Below are 19,109 nucleotides of genomic sequence, written 5' to 3'. Positions count from 1 at the left end.
CACCCCAGGATTGCCGCCATGACCGTCCCGCCCTTCAGCGCCCGTAGCTACGAGTTTTGCGAGTGGGCTCCCGCGAGAAACTACGTCTTTGGAGAGCTCTCGGAGGCGAGCACGGGCAAGAGCATGCCGGTGGAGAACCCGCGGCACGGCAAGGTGATGAGCTCTGTGACGCTGAGCGGTGCCGAGGACGTGAACCGCGCGGTGGAGGCCGCCCGCCGCGGTTTCGAAGCCTGGCGAGAGGTTCCCATCAAGGAGCGCGCCCAGGTCTTCTATCGGCTGAAGAGCTTGCTGGAGCGCGATCTGGAAGAGCTTTCGTGGCTGGTGAGCCACGAGAACGGCAAGACCATCGAAGACGCGCGAGCCAGCGTGCAGAAGGGCATCGAGTGCGTGGAGTTCGGGGCGTCGCTCCCCGCCGTCGCGGCCGGAGAGCACCTTGAGGTGAGCCGCGGCGTGACCTGCACCGAGAGCCACGCGCCCCTCGGGGTGGTGGCGGGCGTCACGCCCTTCAACTTCCCGATCATGGTGCCCATGTGGATGCTGCCTCAAGCCATCGTGGGCGGGAACGCGTTCATCTTGAAGCCGAGCGAGCAGGTCCCCCTCACGCCGATGAAGATCGCGGCGCTGTTCGAGGAAGCGGGCTTGCCCAAGGGCGTGTTCAACGTGGTGAACGGTGGCCCCGACGCAGTGAACGCGCTGGTCGATCATCCCGGCATCCAGGCCATGGCCTTCGTGGGTTCCACCGCCATCGCCAAGATGCTGTACGCCCGGGGCGCGGCCGTGGGGCGCCGCATGCTGTGCCTGGGCGGCGCCAAGAATCATCTGATCGTGGTGCCGGATGCGGATCCCGCCATCACCGCCGAGAACGTGGTGGCGTCCTTCACGGGCGCCACGGGACAGCGCTGCATGGCCGCCGCGGTGCTGGTGGCCGTAGGGGACGTAGACGCCATCATCGACCGTATCGTGGAGCGTGCCGCGGCGCTCGAGCTCGGCAAGGACGTCGGTCCCGTGATCAGCAAGAAGGCCGAAGAGCGTATTGGCGGGTACATCTCCGCAGCGCAGAAGGCCGGCGCCACGCTGCGTCTGGATGGTCGCGGTAAGCGGGGTCCCGACGGCGGTTACTGGGTCGGTCCCACGGTGATCGATCGCGTCTCGCCCGACATGAGCGTCGCCTGCGAAGAGATCTTCGGCCCCGTGCTCAGCATTCTGCGGGTGGGCAGCGTCGACGAAGCCATCGCCCTGGAGAACGCGAGCCCCTACGGCAACGCCGCGAGCATCTACACCACCAGCGGCGCCGTTGCGGAGTACGTCACCGGTCGCGTGGAGGCGGGCATGGTGGGCGTCAACATCGGCGTGCCCGTGCCGCGGGAGCCCTTCGGCTTCGGTGGTTGGAACCAGAGCAAGTTCGGCCACGGAAACATCACCGGAATGGACGGCTTCCGTTTTTGGACCCGCGCCCGCAAGGTGACCGCCAAGTGGGCGCTCCGCGCCGACAACAACTGGATGAGCTGAAGCGCTATGCTGGGAGCATGGCTCGCTCCCGCATCGCCCTCGCCCTCGGCGCCCTCGCCCTGCTCGCCCCGGTCCTCGGTGTCTCGCAGCCCAAGGCCCGGTTCCCCGCAGACCAACCGGTGCCGCTTTCGGCGCGGGTGGCTTTGCTGGAAGGACGGGTGCACGACTTGGAGCAGCAGGTGCAGGGCCTGTCGCAAGGTCGCCTCAGTGCGCGACCGGACGGAAGCTATCAGATCGACGCCAATGGCGCGCGCGTCATGATCGGCGCGGATGGAACCGTGACCACGTCCCCCAGCCCTGCCACGAGTCCCATGGCGTGTGATCCGCCGTATACGGTGGACAAGGCCGGCATTCGCCATCCGAAGCCGAGCTGCCGCTGACTACGCCTGCGCGAACCGCGCCACCTCGCGGGCAAACGCCCGGAGATCATTCAGACCCTGCGTGGCTGCCGAGTGAACCATCGTCGGATTCACGCCCGCATAGCCATGCACGACCACGTTGCGGAGCCCGACCGCACGACAGAGCGCCTCGGCGGTTTCGGGCGTCAGCACACCGTGGTCACGCAGCCGATGAAAACCCTCGGCCAGGGTTCGCGCCACAGGCCAGCCCTCGTCAGCGATTATGTGACTCGCAACGTCCGCACAGGTCTGCACCGCAAGCATCAAGTTGAAGCTCACCAAGTCCAACGCATCCGCATCCTTCGAGAGCTCCTCTACCGATTCCGGGCAGTGCTTCTGAGCACGCTCGACGCGTTCTGCGAGCTCCGCGAGCTTGGCCGCCAAGAGATCTCGATTGACCATCAAAGTCCCTTGTCGGCGACGCGCGTAAGCCACGCATCGCGCATTCGCGCGTACCACGGCCGGTCCGTCTCCAGCTGGACCAACGTCCGAGCACGCCAGCTCGCGTAGTCTCCTGGCTCCTTCTCGTAGAGCACGATCCCGTCGTCTATCAGCTCCGACATCAGCGGAATGGTGGGAGCACCAATGTCCACCACGTCCACGTCTACGCCAACCTCTCGTCCGAGCGCCGCGGCGATGCCTAGCAGATCCGCGCCGGGTGCCAGCACCGCGACGTCCACGTCCGAAGCACCATTGGCTGCGTTTCGCGCCCAGGAGCCAAACAGAAGGGCCAGACGCACGTCGCCCCGCTGGGCAAGCGATCGCCGCAGGGTGGCGAGAAGGGCATCGCGGGACACCTGATGATGTTACCAGACGTCGTTTTCCGCGCCGCTCCCTAACGCTCCTGCCGTCTCGCTGGTCCAGCGGACGACAGGAGGTTTTCATGCGACGCAGCCTTTCGATATCGGCAGGAATACTGATGCTGGGCGCCCTCGGGGCGTGTAGCGGTGCCGAACCCAGCACCGGAACTGCGCAGACCGGCGTCACGGCCGAGCAGACCCAGGCACCTCCCGGCGCCCCGCCGAAGCCGCCGCAAGAGGCGTTCGACGCGTGTGCCAGCGCCGGCGAGGGTGACGTGTGCACCGTGACGTTCGACGGCCACCAGCACGACGGCAAGTGTGTGAGAGGTCCCGACGCGTCCGCGCCCCTCGCTTGCGCGCCGCCCCGACCCAAACCCCCACAAGAAGCGTTCGACGCCTGCACCGGCTCCGCTGAGGGCGACGCTTGTACCGTGACGTTCGGTGGCAAATCCCACGACGGCAAGTGCGTGAGCGGTCCCCACGGCGAGCTGCCCATCGCGTGCTTGCCCAACGACATGCCGCCACCCCCACCCGAGGCACCGTGAAGCTCGTCGACGTGATCGCCGCGGGACTGGGCATGGCCCTCGGCTTCGGCGCGGTGGATTGCGCGGCGGGAATGTCGTGCGCGGGCGGCCTGTGCCTGCCCATGCCCACGCAGTGATCAGCGGCGGGCCCGCAGCGCGCGAATGTGCGCGAGGTAGTCGTCCACCTGACGAAACGCGGCAAAGGGCAGCACCCGCTGCCCGCCGCGCATCGTCGGGAGCTCGTGCACGTTGAAGCCCTCGCTCCAGTCGAGCTCCAACGTCTGGCGCCGCTTGGTGCTGGGCACCGGTTGGTCGAAGGTCTTGCTGGGCGGCGCCCCCAGGCACTCCACGTACCACTCGATGGGCGCCTCCGGCGGCTCCGTCGCAGTTTCGTCCACGGCGACGTGCCCCACGGTTCCCGGCTCCATGCCCAGTGCTGGCTGCAGCTCCTCCACGAGATACGCCGGCATCCACTCCGCGTAGCCTGCCGTCCACACCAAGATGAACGGCGGCAATCGGCCTTCGGCGAGCACGCCCGCGAGCTCCGGCACGCTGATCGGGTGCAACGATCCGTCGTGATCGGCCCAGTACCAGGAGTGGCCGGACTTCTCCACGGCGGCACTTTATCAGGCAGGCCGCGCCTCGTCAGCTCACTCAAAATGTGGGGCGCACCGCTGGCAGCTCGCCGTCGTTCTGCGCGCGAAGCACGGTGTCCAGGGCTCGCCGCAGGTCCTCCACCTTGCGCTCACCGATCACGTCCGCCCAACCCGATTCGAGCTCGGCATAGATGCTCTCCACCGCCGTGAGGGCGCGCCGCCCCTTGGCCGTGAGCTGCACGCGCCGTGCGCGCGCGTCGCTCTCGTGGGCTACCCGCCGCACGTAGCCGTCGCTCTCCATGTTGTCCACCAGCTTGGACGCCGCTTGTTTGGTGAACCCCAGCAACGTGGCCACGTCCCCGACGCTCATCGGCGCCTGCCGGCACGAGAGCAACACGAAGCCGTAGGCCGGGCGGATGTCGCCGTAGCCCCGCGCCGCGAGCCGCTCGTGCAGCCCGTCGATCAGCGAACGGAACGCCATGGCCATCAGCCGAGCCAGAGGCTCGCCGCTACTCTGCCCACGGGGGCGTGAACTCGCTGCCATCAGCAAGGCGTGCCCGACCGCCTACCGGAAAGCAAACCAATGCCGCGAGCGGCACGTCGCCCACGGTCTGGATCGAGAAGTCCGTGTCTTTGGGCACCACGATGGAGTCCCCAGCACCCGCCTCGGTCACGCTGCCGCCGATGCTCACGCGAGCCTTGCCCGACTGAATCACGAACACTTCCTCGTCCGTGAGCTGGTGCAGCGTTGCGGGTGCCCCCGGAGCGAGCTCCACGCGCCACACGCTCTGCCGCGTGGATCCGCGCTTGGGCGACACCAACGCGGTGAAGCGCGCTCCATGCATCTCGAAGGCCTGGTTGTCCCCGGCGAATATCACGGCCATGGCCACCTCCATTTAGTCAACTTGGTGGACTATACGCCGCAGTCACAGATAGTCAACCCATTTGACTTCTTCCTTTGTTGATCCGGCGCGATCCCCGTCGCGCCCCGTCACTTCGGGACCTTGCTCACCGTCGTGGATGCCCCCACCCACACCCATTGCCCGTCTACTCCATACACGGGTCGGGGTTCGAGATGGGGAATCGCAGAAGTCGCGACAGCGCCCATCCGCCAGCGGGCTCTTGCAGTCGGAGCTCACCACGCAGCCTCGCGACAGCTCCGCCAGGACGCGCTTGTCTTCTGTGGAGCCGGAACCACCGGCGGCCACCAGACCTCGAGCGTCTTTTTCATGAGGTTCTTGTCGACTCCACTCGACAGCCAGCACGCTCCCGAGAGCGATCGAGCAGCAACGCGGGCAGGCACCAACGTCGACTCCAGTCGACAGCGAGTCGGGCGCCCTCGACAGCTCGAAATCGCAAAAAACACCGAGGAATCCTCTGCTAAACCGAACGCATGGCCCCTCGCGCAGCTCTTCTCTCGGTGGTGGTGTTCGTGGTCGCCCTCACAACGCTCTCGGCCTGCGGCGGCTCAGACGACGAAGTCGCCGCCGGCTCCGGAGTCGGTGGCAGCGGCGGTCAATCCAGCGGGGGCGCTGCGGGGTTGTCCGGAGTAGCTGGAGGATCCCAAGGGGGTTTGGGCGGCGCGGGTGGCATGGCGGGCGTCGGAGCAGCCGGCGCGGCAGGCACGCCAGCAGTGGGCGGCAGCGGCGGCACGGCCGGCGCGGGCACGGGCGGCGGCGGCACGGGCGGCGGCACCACTGTCCTACCCGGTCCCGACATCAAGGTGATGACCTTCAACATTCGCGTCGGCACCGCGAACGACGGCGCGGACTCCTGGTCCCCCGATCGCAAGCACCTCGTGTACGACGTCTTCAAGCAGCGCGACGCAGACTTCGTCGGAGTACAGGAGGCAAAGCCGTTTCAGCTCCAAGACATCGACGCGGCGGTGTCCGGCTACAAGCACATCGGCGTGCTCAGCCACGCGGGCGGGGAGATTTGCGCGCTCTACTACAAGCCTTCTCGCTTCACGCTGAAGAAGTCCGACACTTTCTGGCTGTCGACCACTCCCGAGAAGGTGGGCTCTTCGAGCTGGGGCTCCAAGCTGCCGCGGGTGGTGACCTGGGGCCGCTTCGTGGAGAAGAAGACGGGGTACGTCTTCTACGTGTACAACACCCACTTCGACCACGTTTCGCAGAACGCGCGGGAGCAGAGCGCCGTGCTGCTCTCCAAGCGCATCGACAAGGAGGTGGACAACCACCCCTTCGTCGTAACGGGGGACCTCAACGCGGGGGAGAGCAATCTCGTCATCCGCTACCTGAAGGGCAAAGCCAAGATCGACGGATTCGACAACCCTCGACCCATGCGGGACAGCTTCCGGGTCGACAATCCGGATGCCACCGACGTGGGCACGGCGCACGGCTTCAGCGGCAAGACCACGGGAGCCAAGATCGACTACGTCTTCATCAGCAAGGGGCAGCAGGTGAAGAACGCCTACATCGACCACTACCACGTGGGCGCCCGCTATCCCTCGGACCACTTCCCGGTCATCGGGCGAATGCTGTTCCCGGACCAGTGAGGGAAATGCGGCCCGCACCCTGAGCCACGTTGCTCGCGCCGCGAACTCGTGGAACAACCGCGGGGTGACGGCGGCTCCAGCAGGTGACGAGCCCCAGCTGAAACGGGGGAGCAGCGAGTGACGGCACGACGGGTGGCCATCCTCGCGGTGAACCCGTGGCAGAGCGTGGAACCCTCCTTCCACCCGTTCAGCTTTGGCGCGTATCGGGTGGCTGCCGCGGTGCTGGGCGACGAACGCACGGCAGGCGTCGACGTCCGGGTCATCGACGGCCGCGGCTTCGACGAAAAGCGATGGCTCGAGGAGCTGGCGAGCTTCGATCCCGACGTAGTCGGCGCGTCCTGCTACGTGTGGTCGCTGCCGATCTTCGCGGTGGTGCTGGAGCAATTCAGAAAGCTACGACCAGACGCTTGGATCGTGCTTGGAGGGCCGTCGGCCCGGCCGGAGATGCTGGCGCTGCCGCCTTTCCGGGCGTTGTCCCAGGTCGTGGATGCAGTGGTGCTCGACTTCAACGACGCGGTGTTCCCCGAGCTCGTGCGGCTGTGGCCGGAACGAAAGCTCTCCAGCATCGCCGGCATTGGCGTGCCGGACGGCGAGAGCTACCGCCGAACCCACCGCGCGCCACCGATGCCCCGAGCGTTCGCGCCCCACAGCCCGTTCCAGATGGGGCTCGCGCCAGAGGGCCTGACGGCACACCTGCAGACCTTCGAGGGCTGCCCCATGCACTGCTCCTTCTGCGCTTGGGGCGATGCAGAGCGCACCGTCAGCGTCAGCCCGGTGGAGTTCCTGGAGGCCGAGCTGGCCGCCTTTCGCCGCGCCAACTGCAGCTCCGTGATGAGCGTGGACGCCGGATTGAACCTCAGCGCTCGCGCTTTCGAGAATCTGATGGAAGCCGAGTCCCGAGTCGGCTTCCTGTCGAAGGTGCCGTTCCACACCGAGGTGTATCCAAGCGCGGCCACGCCGCAGATGTTGGAATTCCTCAGAGGCGTCGCCTACGCCGAGATCGGCCTCGGCCTTCAGTCCTACGATCCGGCGGTAACCGAGCTCTCTCGGCGGAAGTTCCAAGTACCACGCTTCGAACGCCTGGTGAGCGACCTCGCGGAGTTCGCTCACGTGAAGGTGGAGCTGATCCTCGGCCTGCCCGGTGACGACCTGGCCACCTTCGAGCGCACCTTGGAGCGGGTGCTCGCCCTGCCGGTGAGCGTGCAGGTCTTCTTCTGCTTGGTGCTACCCGACGCCATGCTCAAGCATGCCCCCGCGGACTGGGAGCTGCGGTTCGATCCCATCTCGCTTCAAATGCTGTCCTGCAAAGGCTGGAGCGCCGAGGAGCTGAGTCGCGCTCGGCGGCTGTTGGACGAACGCTCGGCATCGCATGGCGGCCTCGTGACCACCCAGTGGCCGCGTCCGCGGGACGAGCTCAGCGAGCCTGCGCAGCTGGGACGCATCCCCGCAGCGCCCATGTGGTACTTCCCCAATCATGTTCAGCGTCGCGTCACGGCCGAAAGCCCAGCTGGCTGAGGCCCGCGGCTGGCTCGCGCCCGGCGCGCCGAAGGCGCTGGTGATCGAGGACGCGCTCGAGCCAGCTCGAGCAGCGCGCATCGTCGAAAGACTGACGGCGGACGCGATGCCGCGGCATTCCTTCTCCCCCGCCTTCGAGGCCTATTCCTTGGGACGCATCCTCGATCAGGCCCAGCCCGATCTCGGGGACTACTTCGCGGAACGACCGCGCTACTTGGACCTCCTGACACGCATCGGCGCGGGCTCGCTGGAGCACGACGTGCGGGCGCTGCTCCAGGAGCTGACGTCACTGCCCATCGAGGTTCCCACTCACCCCGAGGACGGCGCCTACGGCCTCTCGACACTGCGCTACTTGCCCGAGAGGGGCACCATCCCCCCGCACTGTGAGCGGGAACAGCTGTCGCAACCAACCCACGCGCATCTCACGACGCTGCTGGCGGAGCAGCGCCTGTTCAGCTGGTACTTGCTCCTACGCGCGCCCGAAGAGGGCGGCGAGCTCGCGCTCCATCCTGTATTGGCGGACTCCGATGCCGGCCGTTCCATCTACGCGGATCGCATGAACGCGCGCGACTGGCTGCCCCTGGATGCCGCAGAGTGCGTCGCCGCACCCACCGGTGCGCTGGTCGTGTTCAGCGGGGATCAGGCGTTCCACGAGATCCTGCCGGTCAAGGACCCGGGCGGCCGCTGGACGCTGGGCGGGTTCTTGGGTTTCGGCAAGGCGCGGGTCTACGCCTTCAGTTGAGCCTTCAGGAGCACCACGCGGAGATGCCCCGTGCGGCACAGCGCGCCAAGGGCAGCCGTGCCGCGGTCACCAGCGTCCGCCACGCTCGACGGATTCGCGATGGCGTGGGGTCCGAGCATTGCTTCGAAAGTGGGCGCCACCAAGGGCGTCAGGTCGCGTTCCTCCACTACGCAGAGCCCCGCAGCGACGCACAGCTCCGCAAGCGAGCCGCTCGTCAGCATCGGATCCGGCCAAGGGCCCAGGCCCTCCGTGATCTCCCGCACGCGCTCGCCATCTGCCGCGAGGTCCACCACCAAATCGCTGAGCACGACCACCCCGCCCGGAACCAGGACGCGGGCGACCTCCGCCAAGAACCGCCGCCGCGAGGAGAAGTGAAACGCCGCCTCCACCGAGACCACGCGCTCGAAGCTCGCCGCTTCGAAGGGCAACGCGCAGGCGTCGGCACACACCCAGCGCACCGGGTGTGCCACGGAGCGGCGCGCCACGTCGAGCTGCGCCTCGTCGATGTTCACGCCGGTGAGCTCGGCGGATGGCTCGCGCTGCGCCAGCGCTGCAAGGGTTCCGCCGATGCCGCAAGCGACGTCCAGCACGCGTTGGCCGGAGCGCACGTCGAGGGCGTCGAGCAGTACGTCGTTCAAACGTGCTTGGGCGGCACGCACGCCCTCCACGCCGTCGTCCCAGTAGCCCAAGTGCAGAAATAGCTCCGCCTCGGAGAGCTCCGCCGGCAATCGACGGAGCAAGTCCCGGAGATAGTCGGGCCCACGGCTCACGACGCGAGTGTGACATGAACCTACGTGCCGCGGATCGCGACGGGGCTCGCGCCGGACCGACAATCTGCTTCGGAAGACGCGGCGGGAAGCCATGTTACGTGGGCACGACGAAGATCTTCCCGATGGAACTCCGGGCCGATGATGCACACTAACGGAAGCTGAGGGGACGGCTGCGGCAGGACGACTACCAGGAGGACGATGACGGGATTGGAGCAAGGGACGGGGTGCGTGCGGCGGGGGGTGTACTCGATGATGTTGCTGCTGCTGGTGTTGGCAGTTGGATGCAACGTCTCGGAGGGCGGCGAAGAGAGCGGCGGGATTCCGCCGAAGCCGCCCAGTGTCATCGAAGGCGATTGGACGCTCTTGCAACCGGATCCGTACGTGGTGGAGCCCGGCATGAGCTTCGAGATGACCGTCACGGGGCTCACCGTGCCCCCGAGCGACGTCGTGCTCTGGCTCGAGAACGACATCGCGCTGTATCCGCGATCGATGCGCCTGGTGAAGGACGGCGGTGACGACGACAGCTACGCCGACGACACCTACGCCTTCGAGCAGTTCGTGCCCTACGTGCAGGCGGGAAGCCACAGGCTGTCGCTGGGAACGGTGGATGCGACTCACACGGGAGAGGCGCTCCTGTACGTCGTCATTCCCGAACGGCGACTGCCTCGCGAGACCGTCGCAAGCGTCATCCAAACCGGCTTGACACGAACGCTGGCGTCCATCCGAAGCCACACCTTCGAATCCACGAACCCCGAGCAGAAGGCGTTCATGGAGGCGCGCTTCGGCGCGGAAGGAGTCCAAGCACTGAGGGACGTCTTGGATGGCACGGAAGAGGTCGCGAAGACGTTCAGTGCCGACTACATGAAGCTCGAGCCCACGCAGGAACGTGCCCTCCAAGCGATGCTCTACAACACGGGGCTCTTGCACTGGGCGGAGCCAAAGCTCGACGAGATCTACTTCCAAAAGCAGGGCACTACCGCCCAGGCGCTCAAGGTCACGGGACCCTTCGACGCGAACGCGCATCCGATCCACCAGTCCTTCTTCGAGCTGGATCTGACCAGCGCCATCGCGGGAGCAGCGGGCGAAGCAGTCGGCATCGTGGAAATCGCCTTCGCCGCCACCGGCGTGGGCGCGCCGGTGAGCACCGCCCTATCGGTGGCGAACTTCGTCAACGCCGTAGTGCAGGTGCTGATCGACAACTTCATGCCCACGGACCTGGTCGCCGTGGAAGCACAGGACCAGCGATCGCTGCTGGTGGGTGAGCCCTCCACCTGGATCTACTGGGGAACGTTCGAGCCCGAGAACGGCAGCGGAGATCCACTGAGCCTCGACACCATCGCCGCGGAGATCATCTCCGCCGCCATCCCGGGCGGCAACGGCGTGAAGAAGGTGCTGAAGAGCGCGGCGCTCAAGCAAGCGGTCATCAAGGGTGCCAAGGCAGCGCTCGGAACGCTGCTGGCCCGCACCGGCGTCGCCATCACCGAGCGCCTCGGCGTGCTGGAGAAGTACCCGCCGACGCCGGTGAAGATGGTCCTCAACATGCAGGCCTACAGCTTCAAGATCTCCAGCGTGCTGGAGAAGCTTCCGATCTTGGGACCGGTGTTCCGGAGCATGAAGAACTTGCTGGACATCGAGCTGTCCCAGTCCGTGGATCTCGACACCACCAATGCGCCAACCTGGGCCGAAGGCGCAGATCTCGATCTGGACTACGAGACGGACCAGGTGACCGTGACGGACGTGACCTGGCCCAGCGGAACGGACGACGTGTGGGTCGGCGCCAAGGCCACACTGTTCACCTACAAGACCCGCAAGAAGGCCTTCGGCTTCATCCGCTATCCCGGCTACGACACCTTCGAGCTGACTCACGACCCGGTGCAACTGCGCCGCATCGTCGATCCGAGCGATCTCAACGCCGACAAGACCGACGAGGACTTCGTGCTGATGGACGTGTACTCACCTCAAGACCTGGACGGCGATCCCGTCGCGACTCAGTACGTCGAGGTCGATACCGAGCCGAAGCGCGTGTATCGCATCAAGATCTCCGACCTGGTGACCCTGGCCACGGACACGGCGGCCTTCAGCGTGACGGTGAACGGAGTGGCGCAGAAGGACTACGTGTCCTTCAGCCCCAAGCAGCAGACGCTGGACCTCGCCTTGAGCCCTGGCGAGAACACCGTGACCGTGGGCTGCGAGCTCGAGCACGCGCAGGCGGGAACCTACGGCAAGCACATCAAGATCGGCGTCGAGATCCCCCAGGGCGAGAATCACACTGCCGCGCAGTTCTGGCTGGACGAGGGGGAGAGCCACACGCTTCGGATCTGGACGCCCCCTGCCGTGACCGTGGGCACCAGTCAGTAAAGCGAGCGAGCGTCCACGGTCACTCCCGTGGACGACCCGGGGCCGCCGCGGTGCGGTAGTGCTGGTTCGCTCTCTCCGCGCCATGGCGATCGCGACGGGTATCGCGACGCACCGACAATCAAGCGAAAATGGCCGATGCGGCAGTGGCAGGGCGCCTGGGTTCTCAGAACAGGCCGATGCTGAAGTGGAAAGCGCCGATGTCTTCCCAGAAGCGCTGACGCGTTCGGTACGGGAACAGCTTGTCGAGGACACGATCCACGTTGAAGCCGTAGTCGAACACCAGCGGGCCGATGGGCGTACCGATGCGCAATCCGCTGCCCACGGCGTAGCGAAGCTTGCTGGGGTTTACGAGATCGGGCTTGCGCCAGAGATTGCCGGAATCCAGGAACATCGCGGTCTGCACGCTGCCGGAGAGCGGAATGCGGAGCTCCAGGCGCGGATTGATGAACGCGTCGCCGCCGCGGATCACGACCTCGTTCAGCGTGAGGGTAGAAGCGGGATCCAGGAGCTTTTGGGCGATGTCCTCCGGCACCAGGGAGTCCTGCAAGAAGCCGCGGATGGAGTCCACGCCACCCATGAAGAACAGGCGATCCGGGTACGTCTGCGAGTTCGGGATGAGCTGCGTGTTGAGCCCCCAACGGAAGCTGGCAGCCAGGGCCAGGCCCTTGTCGCTGAGGCGGACGTAGCCCGCGAGACGATTGTTGAAGCGCAGGAACTGACTGGTGGTGGCGGCGAACACGCTGGGCTCGCCGGTGCTGGTCTGCGCGTCTTGTCCGCCGACGGGGGTCGCGCGCACGTGCTCCACGCCACCGGAAACCAACGTGCCCTTGGTGGCGCCCAGGGGATTGTCGCGACGATCCCAGGCGAAGCCGATGCGCTCGGCGACGGCGACGGTGGTGCCTTCGGGAACGCGGAAGGTGTTGCGGAACTGCGGGTTGTTCTGGACGTACGACTCCAGCGCGCCCTTCTGTGTGGAGCCGAAGATCTCCGCGGTGTTGAGCTCCAGGGAGCCGCCCAGAGTGGCGGAGAACTGCCGCTCGGGTCGGAAGATGAGGGTGACGATGCCGGCGTCCTTGGTGATGCCGTAGTCGCGCGCGTTGTCGCGCACGTCGATGCCTTCCACGCTGAAGCGAAACAGCGGACCGAGACCGATCTCCGGGAACTCCACGGTGGCGCTGTTGCGGCGCTCGAGGCGCTGGCCCACGTCGAGCTCGTCGTACTTGTCGCGGACGTCCTTCTCGATGATGAGCCCGGTGGGCAGGTAGCCGAGCTGGGAACGGAGCGTGAGCTGAATGGCTCCACCGCCCAGATTCCGGTGACCGTACTCGAAGGTGATGCGGAAACCCTCGCCGGTGGAGAAGCCGGGACGCACGTCCAGGTACTGGGGCTTTCGCTCCTGCACCGTGATGACGACCACCTTGCGCCGCGCGGGAACGTAGGGATCCTCCAGACCCACGGTGATGGCGCTGAACACTCCGAGCGTGGCCAGGCGCTCTTCGGTCTTGCGCACGTCGCTGCGGCGATAGGGTTCGCCCACTTCCAGCGCCACGCGGCTGCGGATCAGGCCCTCGTTGGTGCGCTTGGCCCCACGCACCACGATACCGGAGACGATCACTTGCTCGCGCTCGCTGATGGTGAAGCGCGCGCGTCCGCGGGTGTGGTCCGGCGACAGCTCGAGGTTGACGTCCGTCTCGGCGAAGGCGAAGCCCTCCTCCGCATACGCGTCCAACAGACGCCGGCGCGCTTTGTCCAGGGCCAACTGCGAGGCGCCGGTGCCGAGCTCGAGGTCGGCGGTCTCCGCCAGCTGAGTCTCGGTGAACACCTTGTTTCCGTCGAAGGCCAGGTCGTACAAGATGGTGCGCGGGCCGAGCTTGATCGGAATGCTGAGCACGGCTTCCGGCTCGCAGCGCACGGCACCGAAGGCGTCGGGAGCACACGAAAGGTGCGGATCGGAATCCGGCTCGCCCAGGGGCACGCCAATTTCGTCGTAGCGACAAGTGGTCGGCGGCCGCAGGCGCGGACCGATGGGGCGACATACGCCCGGCGGCGAGCGCGGATCGCAACGGCGGCGCAGCAGCTCCGCGGGGCCCACCGACGCCGAGAGGTAACCCTCGGAGCGGTACAGATCCTGGACGTGCTTCATGGCCCGCTCGTAGACGTCGGGCACGTAGGTCTTCCAGGGGTTGGGCTGATAGGGCTTTACCCGGGCGCCGGTGGTGCCGTGGGGACCGAAGGTCTGATCCACGGTCTTGGGATCCACCGAGCTCAAGATGTCGCTCCCGGGCAGCTCTTCCGACAAGAAGCTGTCGATCTCGCTGCCTACCTCGCTCGCAGAGCGAGAGCCCGTGAGGCACGGATACTCGCGGGCGGCGATGCGCACCGGCTGCCGCTCGCGAATGCGGAACACGAGATCCACCACCGGAGCGGACAGAGCTCCACGCAGCTTCGCGCTGACCTCCGCGTCCAAGAACCCGCGCTCGGCGTAGAAGTCCCGCAGCCGCTCTACCAGGGTGGGCGCAGCGCGATCGTCCGACTCTTCCAGGTCCAAGGCGGTTTCCAGCTGGGAGGCGTCGAACAGCCGATTGCCCTCGAACTTCAACCGCACGAGGGGCCCCACGTGCGCGATGACCTGCAGCACACCTCCCGCCATCACACGGTGCGACACCTGCGCGCGGTGCCAGCCACGCTTCTGCAACACCTCGACCAGATCGCGGTCCGCCGAGTCGATGGCATCTTCGTCCAATCGGTCGCCCGCGCTCACACCGTAGCGCGACAGCACGTTCGCGAGGCCGGGCACGGTGGTGCTGGGCCACACGGCGAACTGCAGCTGACGTATCCGGCGGGGCTCGCCGGCGCGAATGTCCACGGACAGCACGACGCGCAGAGGGTCGTCGGTGTCCGTGGCGTCCACGCCGACCTTCACCTGCGGATAGCCTCGGAAACGGTACAGGCGTTCCACGCGAGCCGCGACGTCCGCCAGCATCGGCGCGGTCACTTCGCCGCCTTCGCGGATCTCCGCGGTGCGTAGCGTGTCGTCGCGATCGAGCTCCGATCCAGACAGGCGAATGGTGGCGACGATGCGCCGCGGGAGCACCGTGACGCGCAGCACGGCGCCCCCGGCTTCGGCGAACGCCGACGCGCTGACCGTGGCGTAGCGCCCCGTGTCCGAAAGCTCGCGCATCGCGCGGCGCGCGAGCTCCGCGCTCAAAGAGTCGCCCACGCGCACGCGCTGCAGCGTCACCGGCTCTTGCCAGCGCCCTCCCGCGGTGACGACCTCGACGCGGACGATGCGCTTGCCCGCGAGATCCCCCAGCGGTGCCGTCGCGCTGAGGGAAGGGACGTTCCCTCGCTCCTCGGCCGACGCCGCAGCACCGAGCAGAAGCAGCGCCAGGCACAAGGCCGGCCCGATTCGGCTCCACGTTCGGCGCATCGCGCCTCCTTCTTACAACACAAACGAGCGCAATTCGCCGCCTCGGTCTACCATTCGCCTCCCCCATGGGCGTGAGTGATCCCGCGAAGAAGAAGAACAAGCCCAAGAAGCGCCGCTCGAGGCGCTGGCTCATCGGCTTTGGGGTCGGTACCCCGGCCGCCGTCCTGATCCTGTGGATACTGGTGCATCGGGTGGAGTGGCTGGGGCCGCTGATCGCGAACAGCCTGCGCGCGGTGTTGGGCACGGAGCGGGTCGCGAAGCTGGAAGACTTCGCCTACGGCGTGGAGGACCGCTTCAATCGGATCTGGCGCAAGGACGAGAAGCCCAAAGCCTACTGGGCGGTTCCCTCGGACGAACCTGCGGAGGAGCCCGTCGCGGAAGCCGCGGACGCCGGGCCGCCGCCCCCGCCGCCCTTTCATCCCAAGGACGTGGGCCCCGTGCACGAAAGCTGGTCGGCGCCGGGCGACGGCAAGTGGGTGCGAATCAGCGATCCGCGTCGCCCGAAAGAGCGCGCGTACATGTTCAAGACGTTGCTCCATCCCGACAAGAACCGCTCCTGGGCGGAGCTGTTCGTGGTGGCAGTGGACTTGCGCCGCAGCGCGGTGTTTCCCGTAGCCGGCTATCGCGAGCCGAAGAGCTTCGAGAAGGAGGCGCTGAAGTACGAGCGCCCCGCGATCATCCCGGAGAAGCACCGCGAGGAGCTGCTCGCCGCCTTCAACGGCGGATTCATGACGGAACACGGCTACTACGGCATGAAGGTGGACGGCGTGACGTTGGTGAAGCCGCGGGACAAGGCCTGCACCTTCGCGCAATTCGACGACGGCAGCCTGACCATCGCCACCTGGTCGAACATCAAGGATCGAGAGGCTCACATCGCTTGGTTCCGCCAGGCGCCGGGCTGCATGTACGAGAACGACAAGATGCACGTGGGCCTGTCCAACCCGGAGACGTCGGCCTGGGGCGCCACCCTGGACGGCGAAACGGTCATCCGCCGCTCCGCCGTAGGGCTGAACGCGGACCGCAGCGTGCTCTACGTGGGCATCAGCAACCACACCACCGCCCACGCCATCGCGATGGGCATGCACCACGCCGGCGCCACCGACGTGGCACAGCTCGACGTGAACTGGTCCTACCCGAAGTTCGTGCTGTTCGAGCCCGGGGACGCCGGCCCGGAACGCAAGGCCGTGCCTCTGGCCCAGGGCTTCGAGTTCTCGGAAGACGAGTACATCCGCAAGCGCTCGTACCGCGACTTCTTCTACCTGATGCGCAAGGACCGCGGGATCCTAGCCAAAAACTGATCAGCCGACGACGTCGCCCAGGGTCTGCAGCAGCTCTTTCGTCTCGAAGGGTTTGGCGATCAACGGGCGATTTCCGTCGCGCAGAAACTCCTCCGCCCGCGCCGTGAAGGCGCCGCCGGTCATGAACACCATGCGCGCGGCAACCTCGGGGCGGTTCTTGACCAGGTGCTCGTACAGGTCGATGCCGGAAAATCCCGGCATCATCAGATCGCACAGCACGACGTCGAAGGCGGGCTCCTTCTCGAGGAGGGTGAGCGCTTCCTCGCCGGAGGCCGCGAGCACGACTTCGTTCTCGCGGCCCAGAGTGCGACGCAAGGTGCGGCGCAGGGCGGGCTCGTCGTCCACCACCAGAACTCGGGCGCCACTGAGCAGCGCCGCGTGGGCGCGCGGCAAGGGTCGCGTGCTGGGCGTCTCCGCACTTGCGGGCAGCACCACGGTGAAGGTCGTGCCCTTGCCCTCCTCGCTCACGACGTCGATCCGTCCTCCGCACTGACTCACGATCTCGTGGGATATGGAGAGCCCGAGGCCTTCGCCCTTCGCCTTGGTGGTGAAGAACGGGTCGAAGAGGCGACCGATGTCGCTCTCGGCAATGCCGTGGCCGGTGTCTCGGATCTCGGCATGGACCCGCCCTTGCTCGTACCAGGTGCGCACGCGGATCTCGTTGTCCTTCACGCCCCCCGAGTCGATGGCGTGGGCGGCGTTCACGAGCAGGTTCACGAACACCTGCACCAGGCGCCCAGGGCTGGCCAGCACTCGCGGCGTCCTGCCGAATTCTCGCGTCAGACGTGACCGAAAGCGGATCTCCTTGTCCGAGATCTTGATCGCTTCCTCGATCACGTCTTCCAGGTTCACGAGCTCCGCTTCCGGCGCACCGCCGCGGGAGAAGGCGCTCAGCTCCTTGACGATGTCCCGCACCCGCCGCGCGCCATCGAGCGCTTCGGCAATGCTCTGGGACGCCTGCTCGCGGTCAGCGAGGGCCATGCCTTCGTTCAGCGTGGTCTGCACCTGCTCCAGGTTGTCCAACACCCAGGTCAGGGGATTGTTCACTTCGTGCCCCACACCGGCGGCCAGGCGACCCAGGCTCGCCAGGCGATCCGCGCGCGCCAGCTGGCTCTGCAGCCGCTTGCGCTCGGTGACGTCCACGACGGTGAGCACGGCGCCCGCATAGCTGTCGCCTTGCATCAACGGCGCGACGTTGACGATGGCGTCCACGCGCAGCCCGTGGCGGCAGCGCAGCACCCAATCCCCACGCGTCGACTGCCCGGCGCGAGCGTCCTTCAAGGCGCCGGCAGCCACGTCGGGATCGTCCAGGAACTCGAGCACCGAGCGCCCGCGAAGGTCGTCGATTCCGAATCCGATGACCCGCACCAATCCACGGTTCACCAGCGCCGTCTTGTCCTGGGCGTCGAGCACCCACAGACCCTCTTGCATGGTCTCGATCAAGAGCCGGTAGCGCCCCTCCGAGAGCTTGCGCTCGATGACCTCTCGGCTCAGCTGATCATTGGTGCGAGACAGCTCCTGAGTGCGCTCCTCCACACGGCGTTCCAGATCGTCTCGGGCGCGCCGCAAGGCCTCCTGGGTCTGTTTCAGCGTGCCAATGTCCGAGGCGGCGCACACCACGCCCAGGGTTTCCCCGGTGGAGCCCTTGAGCTGAGAGGCGGAGAACAACACGTCCACTTCTTCGCCATCCCGTCGCCGAAGCACGAGCTCCCGCGGCTCTCCGGTGTCCGCCAGCACTTCGTCTTCGCTGACGCCCACGACCAGATCCGAAAGATGGGAGTCCTGCAGCTCGCGCAGGGGGTAGCCGAGCAGATGACTGGCCGCCGGGTTCGCCAGCAGCACGTACCCGTTCGGGTCCGTGAGCAGCAACGCCTCGCTCATGGTGGCCACGATGCGATCCGCCGCCACGGCGGGCGTGAGCTCCAGCATGCGGTGCCGAGCGATGGCGTACACCAGCCCGATCACCCAGATGACGGTGAAGTCCGGCGCCATGTTCGGGATGTCGAAGTCGTGAAACGTCGGCAGCACCACGTCCGTCGTGGTCGACAGCATCAGCGGCACGATGGCCGTCAGGCTGATGATCCGAGCCTGCCGCTTGCGGATGGGATGGGCCGGAAGGAACGACACGTACAGCATGAGCCCCAGCCCCGCCGTCATGTACAGACCATAAAAGGTGAAGAAGAACGTCGACCAAAACCCCGACCGCCACACGAACGCGTAGCCCCACGGCCTTTTCACGTAGTCTTCCGCCAGGAAGCCGGCCCACTGGGCGAACACGACCAGGAGCGGCGGAATCACCAGGGCGGCCTGCACCGAACGGCGTCTCAAGATGCTGGGACGCAAGAAGGTGGCGATGAAGAAGACCGCCACGCTCGCGAAGCTGCCCCAGGCGAAGGAGCCCAGGCTGTAGAACAGCTCCGCCGTCTCCTTGGACGTGCCGGGAAAGTGCGACACCGCCAGACACGTGCTCCACAGCAGGAACGTGACGTTGATGGCGACGGCGCCCTGGTTCAGACGCGTCTCCGCCCCCCGCCCCAGAATGAATGCCGCCATCCCCAGGTACGCCGTGGCACACGCGACGTGCAACACCCACACGTTCGCCAGTAGGGCGGACACTTCCGGAAAATTACCACGGGGATCAAGTCGCGGGCCAA

The 19,109-nt window shown here is 66.7% G+C and carries 16 protein-coding genes; 8 read left to right on the top strand and 8 right to left on the bottom strand.

Annotation, left to right across the window (positions count from 1 at the left end; all coding sequences use genetic code 11):
- Positions 1-18: 18 nt before the first annotated feature.
- Complete coding sequence (locus tag H6717_40820) at positions 19-1,509, top strand: CoA-acylating methylmalonate-semialdehyde dehydrogenase (GenBank protein MCB9583447.1); 1,491 nt, start codon at positions 19-21, stop codon at positions 1,507-1,509.
- A 17-nt stretch (positions 1,510-1,526) separates the two neighbouring features.
- Positions 1,527-1,889: a hypothetical protein gene (locus tag H6717_40815; GenBank protein ID MCB9583446.1), complete on the top strand. Its 363-nt coding sequence runs from the start codon at positions 1,527-1,529 to the stop codon at positions 1,887-1,889.
- Here the strand turns inward: H6717_40815 and H6717_40810 are convergent, their stop codons facing one another.
- On the bottom strand, positions 1,890-2,309 hold the full coding sequence (locus H6717_40810; protein MCB9583445.1) for a DUF86 domain-containing protein: 420 nt from the start codon (positions 2,307-2,309) through the stop codon (positions 1,890-1,892). It lies immediately after the preceding gene.
- Entirely contained in the window at positions 2,309-2,704 is a 396-nt protein-coding gene (locus tag H6717_40805) for a nucleotidyltransferase domain-containing protein (protein ID MCB9583444.1), read from the bottom strand. Before H6717_40805 ends, H6717_40810 begins: the two co-directional genes overlap by 1 nt.
- 86 nt (positions 2,705-2,790) lie before the next feature.
- Between H6717_40805 and H6717_40800 the strand changes: the two genes are divergently transcribed.
- On the top strand, positions 2,791-3,252 hold the full coding sequence (locus H6717_40800; GenBank protein ID MCB9583443.1) for a hypothetical protein: 462 nt from the start codon (positions 2,791-2,793) through the stop codon (positions 3,250-3,252).
- Positions 3,253-3,368: 116 nt separating this feature from the next.
- Here the strand turns inward: H6717_40800 and H6717_40795 are convergent, their stop codons facing one another.
- From H6717_40795 to H6717_40785, 3 genes are read right to left on the bottom strand one after another with little or no spacing between them, the layout of a single operon-like run.
- Entirely contained in the window at positions 3,369-3,845 is a 477-nt protein-coding gene (locus tag H6717_40795) for a DUF4339 domain-containing protein (protein ID MCB9583442.1), read from the bottom strand.
- Positions 3,846-3,885: 40 nt separating this feature from the next.
- Entirely contained in the window at positions 3,886-4,314 is a 429-nt protein-coding gene (locus H6717_40790) for a MarR family transcriptional regulator (protein ID MCB9583441.1), read from the bottom strand.
- A 22-nt stretch (positions 4,315-4,336) separates the two neighbouring features.
- On the bottom strand, positions 4,337-4,711 hold the full coding sequence (locus H6717_40785) for a cupin domain-containing protein (protein ID MCB9583440.1): 375 nt from the start codon (positions 4,709-4,711) through the stop codon (positions 4,337-4,339).
- A 509-nt stretch (positions 4,712-5,220) separates the two neighbouring features.
- Between H6717_40785 and H6717_40780 the strand changes: the two genes are divergently transcribed.
- From H6717_40780 to H6717_40770, 3 genes are all read left to right on the top strand, one after another.
- Complete coding sequence (locus tag H6717_40780) at positions 5,221-6,342, top strand: endonuclease/exonuclease/phosphatase family protein (GenBank protein MCB9583439.1); 1,122 nt, start codon at positions 5,221-5,223, stop codon at positions 6,340-6,342.
- Positions 6,343-6,459: 117 nt separating this feature from the next.
- Entirely contained in the window at positions 6,460-7,857 is a 1,398-nt protein-coding gene (locus H6717_40775; GenBank protein ID MCB9583438.1) for a radical SAM protein, read from the top strand.
- Positions 7,817-8,599, top strand: coding sequence for a 2OG-Fe(II) oxygenase (locus tag H6717_40770; protein ID MCB9583437.1), 783 nt, complete (start codon positions 7,817-7,819; stop codon positions 8,597-8,599). The genes H6717_40775 and H6717_40770 overlap by 41 nt, the downstream gene beginning before the upstream one ends.
- Here the strand turns inward: H6717_40770 and H6717_40765 are convergent.
- Positions 8,584-9,369, bottom strand: a complete 786-nt coding sequence (locus tag H6717_40765) for a methyltransferase domain-containing protein (protein ID MCB9583436.1) — start codon at positions 9,367-9,369, stop codon at positions 8,584-8,586. The genes H6717_40770 and H6717_40765 overlap by 16 nt on opposite strands.
- Before the next feature lie 198 nt (positions 9,370-9,567).
- On the opposite strand from H6717_40765, the gene H6717_40760 reads away from it, so the two are divergent.
- Complete coding sequence (locus H6717_40760) at positions 9,568-11,727, top strand: hypothetical protein (protein ID MCB9583435.1); 2,160 nt, start codon at positions 9,568-9,570, stop codon at positions 11,725-11,727.
- Between the two features lie 163 nt (positions 11,728-11,890).
- On the opposite strand, the gene H6717_40755 is transcribed toward H6717_40760, so the two are convergent.
- The gene (locus tag H6717_40755; GenBank protein MCB9583434.1) at positions 11,891-15,157 is read right to left on the bottom strand and encodes a BamA/TamA family outer membrane protein; all 3,267 of its coding nucleotides are present in this window, start codon (positions 15,155-15,157) and stop codon (positions 11,891-11,893) included.
- Positions 15,158-15,321: 164 nt separating this feature from the next.
- On the opposite strand from H6717_40755, the gene H6717_40750 reads away from it, so the two are divergent.
- Positions 15,322-16,455 carry a hypothetical protein gene (locus tag H6717_40750; GenBank protein MCB9583433.1) on the top strand — a complete coding sequence of 378 codons (1,134 nt, stop codon included), beginning with the start codon at positions 15,322-15,324 and terminating at the stop codon, positions 16,453-16,455.
- Here the strand turns inward: H6717_40750 and H6717_40745 are convergent, their stop codons facing one another.
- The gene (locus H6717_40745; protein MCB9583432.1) at positions 16,456-19,071 is read right to left on the bottom strand and encodes a PAS domain S-box protein; all 2,616 of its coding nucleotides are present in this window, start codon (positions 19,069-19,071) and stop codon (positions 16,456-16,458) included.
- Positions 19,072-19,109 lie beyond the last annotated feature (38 nt).

This window comes from Polyangiaceae bacterium, assembly GCA_020633235.1.
Lineage (GTDB): Bacteria > Myxococcota_A > Polyangia > Polyangiales > Polyangiaceae > JACKEA01.
This window is presented reverse-complemented; position numbering and strand designations above follow the sequence as displayed.